The following is a 15,142-nucleotide window of genomic DNA, read 5'->3' on the forward strand; positions in this document are numbered from 1 at the left end:
TCTGTCCCCGTGCGCGCCCGAAGGCCGTTGAGGTCAGGGATGCCAGAAGGCCCGCGGAGGGTCAAATAAATTGTATTTTTACCAAACGGATGCGACACTCGCATCATGCAAAGCAAGTCCCTGTTCGCGATCATCTTTATCGGTGTTGTGGCTGCCTGTGCGCCGCTCGACACCTATTACAAACCCGGCGTAACCGTGGCGACATTGAACCGCGATCAGACCGACTGCGCGGTGTCGGCACTTGCGTCGGTGCCGGTCTCGACGCAGGTGCGCCGAGAGCCTCCGATATACGTCCCTGCCCGCAAACGGTGCAATGCGCAGGGCGATTGCATCGTGCGCGGCGGATATCTTCTGCCGGGTGATCTGGTCTCGTACGATGCAAACGCGGGCTTACGACACCGTGTCACCGCGCAGTGCATGGCGGATCGGGGATACGGCCGCGTCAGCATTGACCCCTGTCCGGCACATATCGCGGACAAAGTACCCCCCCGGTGCGACAAGCACATTGCCAAGGCTGACCGAAAGCAGCTGTTTTGTGCGGGATGCAACGGGGGCGGTGCGGATCGTAAGCGTAGGGCGAAGCACAAGGTAGGAATATCGTATCCGCCAACGGATAATGCTGGTGCACACGTGTGCAAGTGTCTAGGTTTCGGCCAAACAGAACCCGTACAGGACCTCTCCCATGCAAGATGTGCAGGAAGCCAAAGCGCTGGTACGCGCGCATTATCAAGCACTCGACACGGCCCCGATTGACCATATTGCAGAAATACTTGGCCATAGGATGAGCGACGACTGCCTTTGGCGTGGCTTTCACCCGTTCAACGAGCGGACCAGTCCAAGCGCCGTTGCCGAAACATTCTGGTCGCCCGTTCGCCAATCACTCGCCCGTATGCAGCGCCGCGAGGATGTGTTTTTCGCAGCAAGCAACCACAACATGCCAGACGGCGATATCTGGGTTGTGTCCATGGGGCACTTGATGGGGCTGTTTGATGAAGCGCTGTTGGGTATACCGGCAACCCGCAAGATCGCGATGCTGCGCTACGCGGAGTTCAACCGGGTATCGGACGGAAAAATTGTAGAGACGGCAATGTATTGCGATCTTTTGCATTTGATGCGCCAAGCCGGGATTGTGAGGTTTCCCGATCAAACGGCGGCCCATTTGGTGCAGCCGGGGCCGAGACCGCATGACGGGCTTTTGTACGATGCCGAAGATCCCGCGGAAGGGGCGAAGACGCTGGCGGTGATTGACCGGATGATCTTTGCCGTCGATGCGGCGAACGAAAATCCCGATGCGCGCACGCCGCGCGACGAGATGCGCGAGAATTGGCACGACGACATGTTGTGGTGGGGGCCCGAAGGGATCGGGGCAACCTACACGATCGACCGCTATATCGAGCAGCACCAGGCCCCCTTTCGGCGCGGTATCGCGGACCGGAGTTTCAATGGGCACGTGGCCCGCCTCGCCGAGGGAAACTATGGTGGCTTTTTCGGCTGGCCCAATCTGACACTGACCAATGCAGCCGGGTTCATGGGGATTGCTGCAAACGCCGTCCGGGCGGACATGCGGGTCATCGATATCTATCGCCGCGAGGGGGACAAGTTGGCCGAGAACTGGATCTTCATCGACATGCTGCATTTTTTGAAGATGCAGGGTGTGGATGTGTTGGGCGAGCTTATGTGAAGGAGCGGCATTCGGGGGCCAGCCCCCGCCCCCGCCCTTTGGGTCGGGGACTCCCCCGGAGTATTTCACGCCAAATGAGAAAGCTTTCAGACTTCGTCAACGTGGGCAACGCGGGCGCCGGATTTCGCGGAGGTGACCACACCGAGGCTTTTGAGTTTTCTGTGCAGCGCCGAGCGTTCCATCCCGACAAAATTGGCTGTTCGGCTGATGTTGCCCCCGAAACGATTGATTTGCGTCAGCAGATATTCGCGCTCGAATGCTTCGCGGGCCTCGCGCAGTGGCAGGCTGGCCATCGCGCCTGACAGCACGACACGTCCTTCGGTATCGCCTGTTTCCTCTTCACCCGGCAGTTCGCGTGCTTCGATCGGCGCCGATCCCTCACCCAGGATGAGAACCCTTTCGACCAGATTTTTGAGCTGGCGCACGTTACCCGGCCAGACCATCGTCTGCATCAGCGCGGTTGCATCTTCGGTGATATCGCGTTGCGGCAGGCCTTGCGACTTATTGAATTCCGCAATGAAATGCTCCGCAAGAAGCGGGATGTCTTCGCGCCGTTCTGCCAAAGAAGGCACTGCAATGGGAACGACGTTGAGGCGGTGGTAGAGTTCCTGGCGGAAGCGTTCGTTTTCGATTTCGGCGTTCAGGTCGCGGTTCGTGCTTGAAATCACCCGCAGATCGACGCGCACCTTGTCGTTGCCCCCTACCCGGGTGAATTGCTGGTCGACCAGCACGCGCAGAATCTTCGACTGTGTGCCGAGGGGCATGTCTGCGACTTCGTCGAAATAGACAACGCCGCCGTGCGCCTGCTCCAGCAAGCCCGGCTCCACGCCACGATCGGGGGTTTCGCGGCCAAACAGCACTTCTTCCATACGGTCGGGCTCTACCCCCGCGCAATTCACCGTGACAAAGGGGGCCGAGGCGCGGTTGGAGTTTGTGTGGATATAGCGTGCCGCGACTTCCTTGCCTGCACCTGCAGGGCCGGTAAGCATCACCCGGCCGTTGGATTTGGTGACCTTGTCAAGCTGGCCGATCAGGGTACGGAACGCCGCGGAATTGCCTATCATGTCAGCGGGGCTGCCGTCGCGGCGTTTGAGCGTGATGTTCTCACGCCGCAGCCGCGACGTTTCCATCGCCCGTCTGATCACCACGAGCAGCTGATCGATATTGAAGGGTTTTTCGATGAAATCGTAAGCGCCCTGTTTGATGGCGGCGACGGCGATTTCGATATTTCCGTGCCCGGAAATGATGACGACCGGCACATCGGGGTTGTCCCGTTTCACCGCCTTGAGGATGTCGATGCCATCCATCTTGCTGTCCTTGAGCCAGATATCCAGCACCATCAAAGCGGGCGGTTCGGCGTTGACGGCCTGCATCGCGTCTTCGGAATTGCCCGCAAGCCGGGTGGCAAAACCTTCGTCTTCCAGAATATCCGAGATCAGCTCGCGGATATCGCGTTCGTCGTCGACAATCAGAATATCACTCATGCTCAGGGTCCTCTTTTTCATCGGTATGGGTCGGGTCCAGCGGCAATGTGACGACCGCCATGGCACCGTGGTGTGACTGCCCTTCGAAAACGGGGGCGTCGCTCAGAACAAGGGTTCCGCCGTGTTCTTCGATAATCTTCTTCACGATGGGCAGGCCGAGACCGGTCCCTTCGCTTCGGGTCGTAACGTAGGGCTCGAACAAGCGCGCGCGATCTTCGGGCAGGCCACATCCATTGTCGGCAATGGTGATCGTCGCCGCAGAGGGTGTGGCCTCCAGCCGTACCTTGACCTGTGGAACCAGATCAGCGGGGGCCTCTTTTTCTTTCAGGGTATCAATGGCTTCGCCCGCGTTCTTAATCAGATTGGTCAGGGCCTGAGAAATCATCGTGGCGTCGATTTCAGCCTCGAGCGGGGCATCGGGCAAATCGGCTTCTATCCTGATGTCCGGGCGACCGGTCTTTTGCAACAGCACCGCATCGCGCACCAGATGGACGAGATCATGTTGCTTGCGTTCGGGTTCCGGCATCCGCGCAAACTTGGAAAACTCGTCGACAATCCGGCGCAGATCACCGGTCTGGCGAATGATCACACCGGTCATCTGCTCCAGCTTGTCCGATTCCTCGCCCACCTTGCTCGCGAACTTGCGCTTGATCCGCTCTGCCGAGAGCTGGATCGGGGTGAGCGGGTTTTTAATCTCATGCGCGATACGGCGGGCAACGTCTCCCCATGCGGCCATGCGCTGCGCGGAGACAAGATCGGTCACGTCATCGAACGCAACCACATACCCTTCGAGCCGGCCATCCCCGCTCCGCCGGGTGGACATGCGAACCAGCAGGTTTTCCATACGGCCCTGACGGGACACTTTCACTTCTTCCTGCGCGGCTTCGGCGGGGCCTGACGTCAGGGTTTCAAACAGCGATCCGAACTCTGGCACAACAACCGACAACGCCAGCGATTGCTGGTCTTCTTCCCAATCCAGAAGCCGCATGGCGGACCGATTGACAAAGGTGACCCGACCTTCGGGGTCAAGCCCGACCACGCCGGAGGTTACAGAGCTGAGCACTGAATCGAACAACCGTCTGCGCCGTTCGATCTGGCGCGTATTGTCGAGCAACGCGTTGCGTTGGCCCTTGAGCTGTTTGGTCATCTGGTTGAAGTACCGGCCCAGCATTGCGATTTCGTCATCGCCGTCATCCTCGCGCACCTGCACATCGAGATTGCCGGAACCGACCTGTTGCGCCGCGCCGGTAAGACGGCCGACCGGGCCTGACAGCCGTTCGGCAAACCACAGGCCCAGCCACACGGCGGCAAGTATCAGGATGACCGCAAAGGCAAGATATACGAGCCCGAATTCGAACAGGAGGCGGCCGCGATCACGCTCGAGCTGCTGGTAGAGCAGAACGGTTTGCTTGGTTTCGTCCAGCAAGCTGAGAATTTCGCCGTCCACTTCCCGACTGATGAACAGGAACCTGTCCACGTAGCTGTCGAGCCGTATGAGCGCGCGAAACTCATTGGCGTCCCAGTCTTCGATGATCGTTACATCGCTGCCGCTGGTTTGCGCGATCTGCTCGGGCGTTGGCGCGTCATAGTTGAAGAGATACGACCGCTCGCCGCGTGCGCGAATTTCGGCTGTCCCGTCAATGAGATACGCTTCATTCAGCCCCCGCTGGACCTGCCGCTGACCCTCGGCGAGAAGCTCACTGTCGCTCAGTTCGATCCCCGCGCGGCGGCTGCGGTCAATGTAGCGTTGAAGACCCAGCGCGTCCACGCGCAGGCCGTTGCGCTCCTCGTTCTCATAGGCTTCGGCGGCCAAAAGCGAATTTCCGACCACGCCGCGCACCCTGTCGGAGAACCAGCCCTCCAGCCCGACATTGACCGTCAACCCGGCAAAAACGGCGACCGATACCGTGGGGATAAGCGCCATCAGGGCAAAAACCCCGGTCAGACGCAGGTGCAGACGCGACCCGGCAGATTTTGCACGTCTGGCCGCGATCAAGCGGGCAACCTGGCTGAGCACAAGCGCCGCGAGTAGAAGGATATAGACCAGATCGGCAAGCAGGATCAGACGCAGCAGTAGTGTGTTGCTGGATTCGCCCAAGGGGCCAAGCGCCATATAGGTCGCAAATGCCAGCAGCGGACCCAACACCACGAGCCCCAAGGTCGCCGCATTGCGCACCCGTCTTGCCCGCCGCATACGCACGAGCTTGAGTAACTGTGATCTGCCCGTTCGGGATGCCACCCCAACCGCCCTCACCTATGCGCTGTCCGGAGGACAGCTGACCGCCGCTTTATGTGGTCCTGATCGGGTTTGTCCCCCGATGGCCACGCTTATGTGGCAGTTTTACATCATTTTGCGGCCGCGTGTAACCTCTATTTCGAGGTCCGTAATCTTCTTGCGCAAGGTATTGCGGTTGATCCCGAGCAATTCGGCACATTTAGCCTGATTTCCGCTGGTTGCGGCGAGCGAAATTTCGATCAATGGCGCTTCTATTTCACGCAGGATACGCTGATAGAGCCCGGGCGGTGGCAGCATATTCCCGTGCAGATCAAAGTAACGCTTGAGATGCCGCTCCACACTTGCGCCCAGCTTTTCCGTATTGCCGTAAGCGACCAGAGGCTCGGCGGAAGGCTGCCCTCCGACGACCTGTTCGGCCTCGGCCTGCGTGATTTCGACGGCGCGGCTGGTGAGTGCGAGTTGGCGCATCGCGTGCTCGAGCTGGCGCACATTCCCGGGCCATGAATAGTTCGAAAAGATCTTGTCGGCCGGGGCAGACAGCGCCCTTGGTCCGGCGGCGTGAACATCGGATTTTTCCAGAAAATGCAGCGCCAGCAGCGGAATGTCCTCGACCCTGTCGCGCAAGGCGGGCACATGAAGCGTCGCACCGGACAAACGGTAATAAAGATCGCGCCGCAAGGGGCTGTCGACCTGATCGCCGCTCAAGTCCACCTGCGACGTGGCAACAAATCGCGGCGGATTGTCGTGATCTGCATCCATCATCCGCGTGATGCGCGCCTGTACCTCGTGACTGATGTCGCCTATCTCGTCGATCAGCAATGTACCGCCGCGCACCTTGGCCAAGACACGCGCGGGGCCGTCAATGTCCGACAGGTCCGCCTCGGTCACGGTTACAAAAGGCAGGCTGCGCCGGTCGGAAAGATCGTGAATGGCGCGGGCAATCAAGGACTTGCCCGTGCCGCTTTCGCCCCAGATCAACACCGGGATGTCGGTATTCATGACCCGCGCGATCACACGGTAGAGCGCCTGCATTACCGCGGTGCGGCCCACCATCGGCAGATCATCTTCGTCCTTTTCGGGCGCATTGCCAGATGGCGCGCGCGGCGTGCCCACACGTTCGAGCGCACGAGCCACCCGCTTCATCAACTCGGGCAGATCGAAAGGTTTGGGCAGATAATCGTAGGCCTGCGCTTCGGCTGCCTTGATCGCGGTCATGATCGTGTTTTGGGCCGATATGACGATCACGGGAAGGTCCGGCCGGTCTTCGGCGATTTTGGGCAGCATCTCCAATCCGTTGCCGTCCGGCATCATGACGTCCGAGATGACAACGTCACCCTTGCCCTCGCCGACCCACCGCATCAGCGTGGTCAGGCTCGACGTGGCGTGCACCTTGCACCCCGCGCGCGTCAGCGCCTGGGTAAGAACCGTGCGGATTGTGCGGTCATCGTCCGCAACCAGTACCGTGCCATCCATTTATCCGCTCTCCTTGTTGGCAGCCACGCGGGCCGCTTCTGTATTTGCATCTGCACGGGGCAGAGAAATCCGAAAAACCGTCTGGCCGGGAACGCTGTCGACCGAGATCCAGCCGCCATGCTCCGATATGATCTTGCTCACGAGGGCGAGACCCAGCCCGGTGCCGTTCTCGCGGCCTGACACGAAGGGATCGAACACGTCGCCCTTGATGTTTTCGGGCAAGCCCGGTCCGTCATCGATCACCTCGATCTGGAGCGGCAATGCCATGCCCTGCCCGTCCGCACGCCGCAGCCGGAAGGAGTGTTCGTAGTAGCTGTGCAGCCTGATCGTGCCGCCCCGACCGCCTGCCGCTTCGGAGGCGTTCTTCACAAGGTTGAGCACGACTTGCAGCAATTGATCCTTGTCACCGAGCGCCGCGGGCAAGGACGGGTCGTAGTCCTCGATGATCTTCATATGCGCGCCGAAACCCAGAAGGGCCGAACGGCGCGCGCGGTCCAGAACGTCGTGCAGATTGACCGCTTCGCGCACCGGCGTCGTCAGGTTACCGAATTGTTCAACTTGTTCGAGCAGCTTCACGATCCGCCTGCTTTCGGCAACAATCAGATCTGTCAGCTCAAGATCATCCTGACTGAGGTTCATGCTGAGCAACTGCGCCGCCCCCGTGATGCCGGCGAGCGGATTCTTGATCTCATGGGCGAGCATTTCTGCCATGCCTATGGCGGATTTCGCGGCAGATTTGACCGAATGGTTCTGTGTCATGCGCCCGGCCAGCTCACGCGGCGAGATCATCATGATCATGACCCCAGCCGCCCCCGAAAGCGGCGCAATCTGCAAGCCGCACTGGAGCGGGGCCCGCTGGCCGCTGCCGACATCCACATCGTTGACAAAAAGCGTGGTGCCGCGGGCGCGCGCCTTGGCAAACGCGTCTTCAAGCGGCGCGTCCACTGCGATGATGTCCCACACAGGCTGGCCGTAGACCGCCTTGTGCGAGGCGTTGAGAAACCCCTCGGCGGCGGCGTTCACGTCGGCGATGGTGTCATCGGGCGCGATCAGAACCGACGGCACGGGCAGCGATGCCCACAGGGGGCGCTCTTCGGTCAGGTTTCGGTCGGGGCGCTCGGTCATGCCACATGCCCCAGAGGGGCGGCACCAAACGCATCCGGAAGCCGTGCCAATACCTCGGCCGCGGTGCGCGCCGTGAGGACACCACGCCGTTGCACCGGATCTGTGCCCGCAGTGTCCATGTACCAGCCCAGATGCTTGCGGGCGACGCGCACCCCGAGATCGGTTCCATAGAACGACAGGATATGCTCATAATGACGCGCGACCATCGCGGCGAAGCCATCGCCGGTGGGCACCGTCGGCGCGGGTGTTGCGTAAAGGGCTTGCGCAATCTGGGCCAACAGCCAAGGCTGGCCCTGAACCGCCCGCCCGATCATCACACCCGCAGCCCCCGATTGCGCCAGAGCCGTGCGCGCGGTGTCGGCGTCGGTGATATCGCCATTTGCGATGACGGGAATGTCGACCGCGTCAACAACACCTTTGATCGCGGCCCAATCGGCCTTGCCCTTGTAGAACTGACACCGCGTGCGTCCGTGGATCGTGATCATCCGGATGCCGGCTTCTTCGGCACGCCGTGCGATGCCAGCTGCGTTCAGCATGTCGTTGTCCCACCCCAGTCGGGTCTTGAGAGTGACCGGCACATCGACAGCTTCCACGACCGCCTCGATGAGGCTCAGCGCGTGATCGGGCGTCTTCATCAACGCCGACCCGGACGCGCCTGACGTTACCTTTTTCGCGGGACACCCCATGTTGATGTCGATGATCCGCGCGCCCTGCCCCGCGATCCGCCGCGCGGCTTCCGCCATCGGAGCGGCCTCTCGGCCCGCGATCTGCACCGACGTACCTGCCACGCCTATTCCCAACTCTGCCTTCTCGCGCGTGCCGGGGCGTGCCGTCAGCAGCTCTTGGCTCGCGATCATCTCGGATACGACAAGCCCCGCGCCAAACTCGGCCACCAGCGCGCGGAACGGCAAATCCGTGATCCCGGCCATAGGCGCCAGAAACACGGGGGGCGTGAGATCAAGAGGCAAGGCGGAGGAGATATGCTTAATCCTTGTGCAGACCCCATTTGACTTAGCCATTTGCCCGCAGCAGTTCAACAAAATCGCGTCCCGTGCGGCGCTGTCACGCTGGTTGCTGCCTAAAAATTAGGCGCTCCGCTTGCCGATTGCACGCCGCATCCCGATTGCCTAAACATCGGGCAGGCATACGCAAAGGGTCAGCCATGCACGTTACAGCCATCATCGTCGCTGCAGGCAAGGGAACGCGCGCCGGCGGTCCTGTCGCCAAGCAATGGCAACCGCTCGCGGGCCAGCGGGTCATAGATCATACCCTGCGCGCGTTTCAGGATCACCCGGCAATCACCGATATCGTCATCGTTGTGTCGGATGCAGATTTCGACCGCGTTGCTGATATTGCGGATAATGATATTGCAATAGCGTCGGGTGGCGCCACCCGTACCGAATCCGTTCGCAACGGACTTGCGGCCTGCCCACAGGCGGATCTCGTATTGATTCATGACGGGGCGCGCCCTTGCGTGTCCGCCGATGTAATAAGCGGCGTCTGCGCGGCATTGGGCCAAGCCCAAGCCGCTGCCCCCGGCTTGCCCATCACGGATGCCCTGTGGCACGGCGCGGACGGTCATGTTGTGGGCACGCAAGACCGCAGCACCCTCTTTGCCGCGCAGACACCGCAAGGATTTGACCGGCGCGCCTTGCTCGCGGCCTACGCGCAAGCCGAGGGGCCCGCCGATGATGATGTCGCCATTGCCCGTGCCGCGGGAATGGCGGTTGCCATCACCGCTGGCGCCGCAGACAATATCAAGATTACAATGCCCGCAGATTTTGCCCGGGCGGCAAGAGTGTTGGAGAGCAGAATGGACATTCGGACAGGCAACGGGTTCGACGTGCATGCCTTCGGGCCGGGGGATTACGTAACGCTGTGCGGTGTCACGGTGCCGCATGATCGCGGGCTCGTCGGCCATTCGGATGCCGATGTCGGCTTGCACACCGTAACGGACGCGATTTACGGCGCGCTCGCTGCCGGTGATATCGGCACCCATTTCCCTCCGTCCGATCCGCAATGGAAAGGGGCCGCAAGCGATATTTTCCTGCGGCACGCCAAGGATATGGCCCGCGACCGCGGATTCACGTTGACCCATGTTGATTGCACCCTGATCTGCGAACAGCCCAAGATTGGGCCACATGCCGCCGCCATGCGCGACCGTCTGGCCGATATTCTGGGCGTCGCGCTCGACCGCGTGTCCGTTAAGGCCACGACATCCGAACGCCTTGGCTTCACGGGCCGCGAAGAAGGGATTGCCTGTCTTGCGACGGCGACTTTGGTGAAGTCATGACGCTGGCCCGGATGATCGCTACTTTGCTGGGCGCGGGATATATCCGCCCTGCCCCTGGCACGTGGGGGTCTCTCGTCGCATTGCCGTGGGCGTGGCTGGTGCACGTCATCGGCGGGTTTCCTTTGCTGGTGCTCGCCACGGTCGCTGCATTTTTCAAGGGATGGTGGGCAACCGCCAAGCTGACCGAAGGCAGCGACGATCACGATCCTTCCGAAATCGTGGTCGATGAACTGGTTGGCCAGTGGATCGCTCTCATGCCCCTGTCGCTGGCAAGTTGGCGCATGGGGATCGATATCACGGTGATGTGGCCGGGCTGGATTGCCGCATTTTTGCTGTTCAGGCTGTTCGACATCTGGAAGCCGTGGCTGGTCGGCCGGGCCGATCGACGCGGCGATGCGCTTGGCGTGATGCTGGACGACGTGATCGCGGGTGTCTTTGCCGCGATCGGTGTGCTGGTGCTGGCCGGACTTTACCATGCGCGCTGACATCCTGACGCGGGCGCGTGATCTGGGTGTCATGATCGCCACGGCAGAAAGCTGTACCGCGGGTATGGTCGCCGCAGCGCTTACCGATTTACCGGGATCTTCGGCGGCATTTGACAGAGGGTTCGTCACCTATACCAACGCTGCCAAAGAACAAATGCTCGGTGTTGAGAGCGCTACACTGGAGGCCGTCGGGGCCGTGTCGCCCGAAGTTGCCGCGGAAATGGCGCAAGGGGCGCTTGAAAGATCGAACGCGCAGCTGGCGGTGTCCCTGACCGGTATCGCCGGACCGGGCGGATCGGAGCATAAACCCGAAGGGCGCGTCTGCTTCGGAGTGGCAACCGGATCGGGAACAGCCACCACAACCGTGGACTTCGGTGCGCTGGGACGCGCGGAGGTCAGGGCTGCGGCACGCGATCACGCTCTGCGTCTGCTTTACGATGCACTTCACGAGATGCCTGAAAACTAAGCAAACGCACCTCAAATCTGACCAATTTGGCAGCAGTCGCCGATTTGCCCAAGATTCGAGCGTGCCGCGAAACATCGCTGCTTTATTCATCAACCGACCTGCGCTCTATCGCTCCGAAACAAAGGGGAGATAACCGATGAATGGTGCCGATTCTGCATGGATCATGACGGCCACAGCGCTTGTGCTGCTGATGACACTGCCGGGGCTTGCGCTCTTTTACGGAGGGCTGGTCAGGGCGCGCAATGTGCTCAGCGTATTCATGCACTGCTATGCAATTGCCTGTTTGATGAGCGTTCTGTGGTTCTTTGTGGGCTACTCGATCGCGTTCGGTCCCGGTGAAAGTGGCCTTTGGGGCGGTTTGGCCAAGGCGGGATTGAACGGTGTCACCGTCGACAGCCTGTCCGGCACCCTGCCCGAAGTACTGTTCTTTGCGTTCCAGATGACGTTTGCCATCATCACGCCCGCGCTGATTGTCGGTGCGTATGTCGAGCGTATCGGGTTCGGGTTTGTCCTGCTCTTCTCGGGGCTGTGGATGCTTTTGTGCTATGCACCGGTTGTACACTGGGTGTGGGGCGGCGGTATGCTCGCCGATGGCGGTATCTTTGGCGAAACCGGGGTGCGGGACTTTGCAGGGGGCATTGTCGTGCACGAAACAGCCGGCATCGCCGCACTGATCCTTGCCGTTTTTCTGGGCGCGCGGAAGAACCAGACGACACCACCGCACAGCCCGGGAATGGTCATGATGGGGGCTGCGCTTTTGTGGGTCGGTTGGTTCGGCTTTAATGGCGGTTCGCAATTGGCCGCGGACGGCGGCGCCGCGATGGCGATTACCGTGACGCACATTTCTGCCGCGACTGCGTCGCTGACCTGGGCGCTGTGGGAGAAGGTCAAGTTCGGTAAGGCATCGCTTGTCGGCATCGTGACCGGCACGATTGCCGGTCTTGCGTCGATCACGCCCGCGTCGGGTTATGTCGGCCCGTGGGAGGCGCTGTTGATCGGCACTGTTGCCGGCATCCTGTGTCAGGAGGCTGTTGTCCTGATCCGCAACAAGATCAAGATTGACGACACGCTCGATGTGATGGCGGTACACGGCGTTGGGGGTATCTTCGGCACGATCATGATCGCCGTGTTCGGTGCCGGAACCTACGTGGCACAGCTGGGGTCGCTGGCGATTGTGGGGGTTTATACAACAATCGTGACGGTCGTTCTGATCTTCGTCTGCCGGGCGATCACCCCGCTTCGCGTTAATGAAGAGACGGAAACGAGCGGGCTTGACCTGACCGTGCACGGTGAACGGGCCTACGACATGTCCAGCTGAGCCACCTTGCGGTAACCATGCCAGAGGGCGTCGCACCAGTTGCGGCGCCCTTTTTACGTCTTTGGATGGGCGGCAAAAAGCTCCGTGAGGGCCGATAGATCGTCACCCATCGAAGCCTCCCAAAGCGCCTCGGCAAGGTCATCCCCCAAAAGCCCGCAGCCTTTGGTTTGCAGCTTTGCCGCGCGTGTTTCGAGGCTCATTGGCGTGGCAAGATCATGCCGCAGCCGCCGCACTTCACCGCTGTCGAGCTGAAGCGTGACGCGGCTTTCCGTCTCTGCCAGCGTATCGTCCGGGATCACTTCGATCCTGTCGCGCAACGCCTTAACAGCGGCATCGCGGCAAATTGCGTCGGTAAAGCTGGTCTGCGCGCTGGTATCATGACCCAGAAGGAGCATCGCCGTCGTCTGGGCATAGCTGAATTTCGCCTCCAGCCCCGTCTTTGGTGCCGCGATATTGCAAACGGTCATCCACCGTGGGTGGGTGCGGATGCGGATGGCAGCCAAGCGTTCCGTCGAAACGGTACTTCCCGCCAAAGCTTCGAGTGTTGCGTGCAGCCCGTGACAACATGCGTGAAATTTATGGCTGATCTCTGAAATGGCCCAGTCTTTTCGGGGAAGCTTTACGTCTTGCCCTGCCCCGTGATGGGTAACTCCAAAGCCGTTCTCCCCCGCCAGCCCGTCATGTGCCGCTGTCATGCCGGCCTGCGCCCAAAGTGCAGCCTCCACGCCCGTGCGCGCGGCCAGTCCCGCATTCAACGGTTTGGCCATGGTGCCGAATTGGCCCTTGATGCCGGACGCCATCGAGGCGGCCAAACCAAGCGCGTGCCGGATCTGTATCGCGGGCAATCCCAGCAAGCGACAGGCCGCCAGTGTGGCCCCGAAGGCACCTGCGGTTGCCGTTTGATGATAGCCGATCTGGTAGTGTTCCCGCCCCAGCCAGACACCGACGAGGATCGACGCCTCGACGCCCACGACACCTGCGGCGACGACCTCGTCCAGCGACGCGTCAAGCGTTTCGCCCAAGGCAAAAACGGCAGGCAGTACCGCGACAGATGGATGGCCGATGTGGGCGAAATGGGTGTCATCATAATCCAGCGCGTGGCTGAGCGTGCCATTGACCAGCGCGCCACCCGCCGCGCCGATCCTGTTTCCCCCGAAAAGATGTGCGGGGCCTTCCTCCGTGCATTGCGCCGCGACGAAAGACCGGAACTCGGGCGTGTTAGCCCCCGCCATTCCGCAGGCTGCCCAGTCAAACACCGAAAGCCGCATCATCGCCAAGGCCGGTGCAGGCACATCGACGCCCGCAAAACCGATCAACCGTTTGGTCAGTCCCATCGCAATTCCGCCCCCGATCAGCCGTAAAGTTCTGCCGCGCGTTTTTCAAAGGCCCGCACCACGCGCAGCATGGCCTCGTTGAAAACCACCCCGATGATCCGCTGCAGAATCGCGTTCTTGAATTCGAAATCCACAAAAAAGCAGACTTCGCAGCCGCTCTCTACATCCGCGAAACTCCAGTTGGATTTCATGTATTTGAAGGGACCATCCAGATATTCCGTATCGATTTTCCGGTCATCGGGCCACAAGACGACGCGGCTGGTGAAACGCTCACGGAACACCTTGAACGAGATGACCAGATCGGCGTCCATCACACGGTGATCGCCCATATCGTCTTCGCGCTTGATGCGGGCCGCTGCGGTCCAGGGCAGAAATTTGGGATAGGATTCCACATCGGCGACCAGATCATACATCTGCTGGGCGGTGTAGGGCAGCACGCGGGTCTCTTGGTGGGTTGGCATTGATTTCCGTCTCTTGTCTGGTTAGCGCTGTAACAAAGACCGCGCTCCCGAACAATCAAGAGATGCCCATGCCCACGCGACCCTATGTCATAGACGAGATGATCTCGGCCAAATCCATCGCTGCGCGGATCGAGCACATGTGCCACGACATTCGCGCCGAATTCAGCGATACAGACAAGTTGATCGTTGTCGGCCTGCTGCGCGGATCGTTCGTTTTCATCGCGGATCTGGTTCGAGAGCTCGATCTGCCGATCGAAGTCGATTTTCTGGAGGCGTCAAGTTACGGCGACGGAATGGAAAGCAGCCGGGAAGTCCGCATTCTCAAGGACTTGCGCGGCGCAATTGAAGGACGCGATGTGCTTGTCGTCGAAGATATCGTAGACACCGGCCATACGCTGCACCACGTGACATCGCTTCTGCGGTCGCGCGGGCCTGCACGGCTCAAAACTGCTGCGTTGTTGGACAAACCGACCCGGCGGGAGGTCGATCTGCGAGCTGATTTCACCGGTTTCGATATTCCCGATGAATTTGTTGTGGGCTACGGAATCGATTTCGCACAGCGCAATCGCAATCTGCCCTTCATCGGCAAAGTCCGCTTTACCGGCGATGCTTGATATCCGTCACCTGTTGCGCATGAAGCGCTGGTCCCAGAGCCCGCCGTCGGCACGCCGGGTCAAGCTGGTGTTCGGGGTGGTGGCGGTTGCCCTGCTCATTATCGGTCTGGAAAAGTTGGGCCTATGGCCACAGTGGGCCACGGCCGAACGTTTGAACCGCCGTTTCTGAACG

At 60.7% G+C, this 15,142-nt stretch carries 14 protein-coding genes; 7 read left to right on the plus strand and 7 right to left on the minus strand.

What is annotated here, in order from left to right:
* Positions 1-682: 682 nt before the first annotated feature.
* Positions 683-1,681: an ester cyclase gene (locus K3756_RS08845; protein WP_259993444.1), complete on the plus strand. Its 999-nt coding sequence runs from the start codon at positions 683-685 to the stop codon at positions 1,679-1,681.
* Positions 1,682-1,767: 86 nt separating this feature from the next.
* Here K3756_RS08845 and K3756_RS08850 read toward each other — a convergent pair whose 3' ends face one another.
* From K3756_RS08850 to dusB, 5 genes are all read right to left on the minus strand, one after another.
* Positions 1,768-3,165, minus strand: a complete 1,398-nt coding sequence (locus K3756_RS08850; RefSeq protein WP_259993445.1) for a sigma-54 dependent transcriptional regulator — start codon at positions 3,163-3,165, stop codon at positions 1,768-1,770.
* Positions 3,158-5,359, minus strand: coding sequence for a PAS domain-containing sensor histidine kinase (locus K3756_RS08855; protein WP_259993446.1), 2,202 nt, complete (start codon positions 5,357-5,359; stop codon positions 3,158-3,160). Before K3756_RS08855 ends, K3756_RS08850 begins: the two co-directional genes overlap by 8 nt.
* A 147-nt stretch (positions 5,360-5,506) precedes the next feature.
* Positions 5,507-6,874, minus strand: a complete 1,368-nt coding sequence (locus tag K3756_RS08860; protein WP_259993447.1) for a sigma-54 dependent transcriptional regulator — start codon at positions 6,872-6,874, stop codon at positions 5,507-5,509.
* Positions 6,875-7,999 (minus strand): nitrogen regulation protein NR(II), encoded by a 1,125-nt coding sequence (locus K3756_RS08865; protein ID WP_259993448.1) that lies wholly within the window; start codon positions 7,997-7,999, stop codon positions 6,875-6,877. It lies immediately after the preceding gene.
* On the minus strand, positions 7,996-9,018 hold the full coding sequence (gene dusB / locus K3756_RS08870) for a tRNA dihydrouridine synthase DusB (protein WP_259993449.1): 1,023 nt from the start codon (positions 9,016-9,018) through the stop codon (positions 7,996-7,998). Before dusB ends, K3756_RS08865 begins: the two co-directional genes overlap by 4 nt.
* Before the next feature lie 143 nt (positions 9,019-9,161).
* Here dusB and K3756_RS08875 point away from each other — a divergent pair, with 143 nt between their 5' ends.
* The 4 genes from K3756_RS08875 (at position 9,162) to K3756_RS08890 (ending at position 12,561) form a co-directional block, all read left to right on the plus strand.
* The gene (locus K3756_RS08875) at positions 9,162-10,292 is read left to right on the plus strand and encodes a bifunctional 2-C-methyl-D-erythritol 4-phosphate cytidylyltransferase/2-C-methyl-D-erythritol 2,4-cyclodiphosphate synthase (protein ID WP_259993451.1); all 1,131 of its coding nucleotides are present in this window, start codon (positions 9,162-9,164) and stop codon (positions 10,290-10,292) included.
* Positions 10,289-10,777: a phosphatidylglycerophosphatase A gene (locus K3756_RS08880; protein WP_259993453.1), complete on the plus strand. Its 489-nt coding sequence runs from the start codon at positions 10,289-10,291 to the stop codon at positions 10,775-10,777. The genes K3756_RS08875 and K3756_RS08880 overlap by 4 nt, the downstream gene beginning before the upstream one ends.
* Complete coding sequence (locus K3756_RS08885; RefSeq protein ID WP_259993454.1) at positions 10,767-11,243, plus strand: CinA family protein; 477 nt, start codon at positions 10,767-10,769, stop codon at positions 11,241-11,243. Before K3756_RS08880 ends, K3756_RS08885 begins: the two co-directional genes overlap by 11 nt.
* 136 nt (positions 11,244-11,379) lie before the next feature.
* On the plus strand, positions 11,380-12,561 hold the full coding sequence (locus K3756_RS08890) for an ammonium transporter (protein WP_259993455.1): 1,182 nt from the start codon (positions 11,380-11,382) through the stop codon (positions 12,559-12,561).
* Positions 12,562-12,614: 53 nt separating this feature from the next.
* On the opposite strand, the gene K3756_RS08895 is transcribed toward K3756_RS08890, so the two are convergent.
* Together K3756_RS08895 and K3756_RS08900 are read right to left on the minus strand one after the other, a co-directional pair.
* Positions 12,615-13,895 (minus strand): MmgE/PrpD family protein, encoded by a 1,281-nt coding sequence (locus tag K3756_RS08895; RefSeq protein ID WP_259993458.1) that lies wholly within the window; start codon positions 13,893-13,895, stop codon positions 12,615-12,617.
* A gap of 17 nt (positions 13,896-13,912) precedes the next feature.
* Positions 13,913-14,356 carry a type II toxin-antitoxin system RatA family toxin gene (locus tag K3756_RS08900; RefSeq protein ID WP_259986773.1) on the minus strand — a complete coding sequence of 148 codons (444 nt, stop codon included), beginning with the start codon at positions 14,354-14,356 and terminating at the stop codon, positions 13,913-13,915.
* 68 nt (positions 14,357-14,424) lie between these two features.
* Here K3756_RS08900 and hpt point away from each other — a divergent pair, with 68 nt between their 5' ends.
* Together hpt and K3756_RS08910 are read left to right on the plus strand one after the other, a co-directional pair.
* Positions 14,425-14,970: a hypoxanthine phosphoribosyltransferase gene (hpt, locus tag K3756_RS08905; RefSeq protein WP_259986774.1), complete on the plus strand. Its 546-nt coding sequence runs from the start codon at positions 14,425-14,427 to the stop codon at positions 14,968-14,970.
* A complete protein-coding gene (locus tag K3756_RS08910; protein WP_259986775.1) occupies positions 14,963-15,139 on the plus strand; it encodes a hypothetical protein in 177 nt (58 codons plus the stop codon). The genes hpt and K3756_RS08910 overlap by 8 nt, the downstream gene beginning before the upstream one ends.
* The last annotated feature ends 3 nt before the right edge of the window (positions 15,140-15,142 follow it).

The sequence above is a fragment of the Sulfitobacter sp. S190 genome (assembly GCF_025141935.1).
GTDB lineage: Bacteria > Pseudomonadota > Alphaproteobacteria > Rhodobacterales > Rhodobacteraceae > Sulfitobacter.

What these genes read in the sequence shown, in the direction of transcription:
- K3756_RS08845 (WP_259993444.1), top strand. Translation starts at nt 683, where the DNA reads ATGCAAGATGTGCAGGAAGCCAAAGCGCTGGTACGCGCGCATTATCAA.
- K3756_RS08850 (WP_259993445.1), bottom strand. Translation starts at nt 3,165, where the DNA reads ATGAGTGATATTCTGATTGTCGACGACGAACGCGATATCCGCGAGCTG.
- K3756_RS08855 (WP_259993446.1), bottom strand. Translation starts at nt 5,359, where the DNA reads ATGCGGCGGGCAAGACGGGTGCGCAATGCGGCGACCTTGGGGCTCGTG.
- K3756_RS08860 (WP_259993447.1), bottom strand. Translation starts at nt 6,874, where the DNA reads ATGGATGGCACGGTACTGGTTGCGGACGATGACCGCACAATCCGCACG.
- K3756_RS08865 (WP_259993448.1), bottom strand. Translation starts at nt 7,999, where the DNA reads ATGACCGAGCGCCCCGACCGAAACCTGACCGAAGAGCGCCCCCTGTGG.
- dusB (WP_259993449.1), bottom strand. Translation starts at nt 9,018, where the DNA reads ATGGCTAAGTCAAATGGGGTCTGCACAAGGATTAAGCATATCTCCTCC.
- K3756_RS08875 (WP_259993451.1), top strand. Translation starts at nt 9,162, where the DNA reads ATGCACGTTACAGCCATCATCGTCGCTGCAGGCAAGGGAACGCGCGCC.
- K3756_RS08880 (WP_259993453.1), top strand. Translation starts at nt 10,289, where the DNA reads ATGACGCTGGCCCGGATGATCGCTACTTTGCTGGGCGCGGGATATATC.
- K3756_RS08885 (WP_259993454.1), top strand. Translation starts at nt 10,767, where the DNA reads ATGCGCGCTGACATCCTGACGCGGGCGCGTGATCTGGGTGTCATGATC.
- K3756_RS08890 (WP_259993455.1), top strand. Translation starts at nt 11,380, where the DNA reads ATGAATGGTGCCGATTCTGCATGGATCATGACGGCCACAGCGCTTGTG.
- K3756_RS08895 (WP_259993458.1), bottom strand. Translation starts at nt 13,895, where the DNA reads ATGGGACTGACCAAACGGTTGATCGGTTTTGCGGGCGTCGATGTGCCT.
- K3756_RS08900 (WP_259986773.1), bottom strand. Translation starts at nt 14,356, where the DNA reads ATGCCAACCCACCAAGAGACCCGCGTGCTGCCCTACACCGCCCAGCAG.
- hpt (WP_259986774.1), top strand. Translation starts at nt 14,425, where the DNA reads ATGCCCACGCGACCCTATGTCATAGACGAGATGATCTCGGCCAAATCC.
- K3756_RS08910 (WP_259986775.1), top strand. Translation starts at nt 14,963, where the DNA reads ATGCTTGATATCCGTCACCTGTTGCGCATGAAGCGCTGGTCCCAGAGC.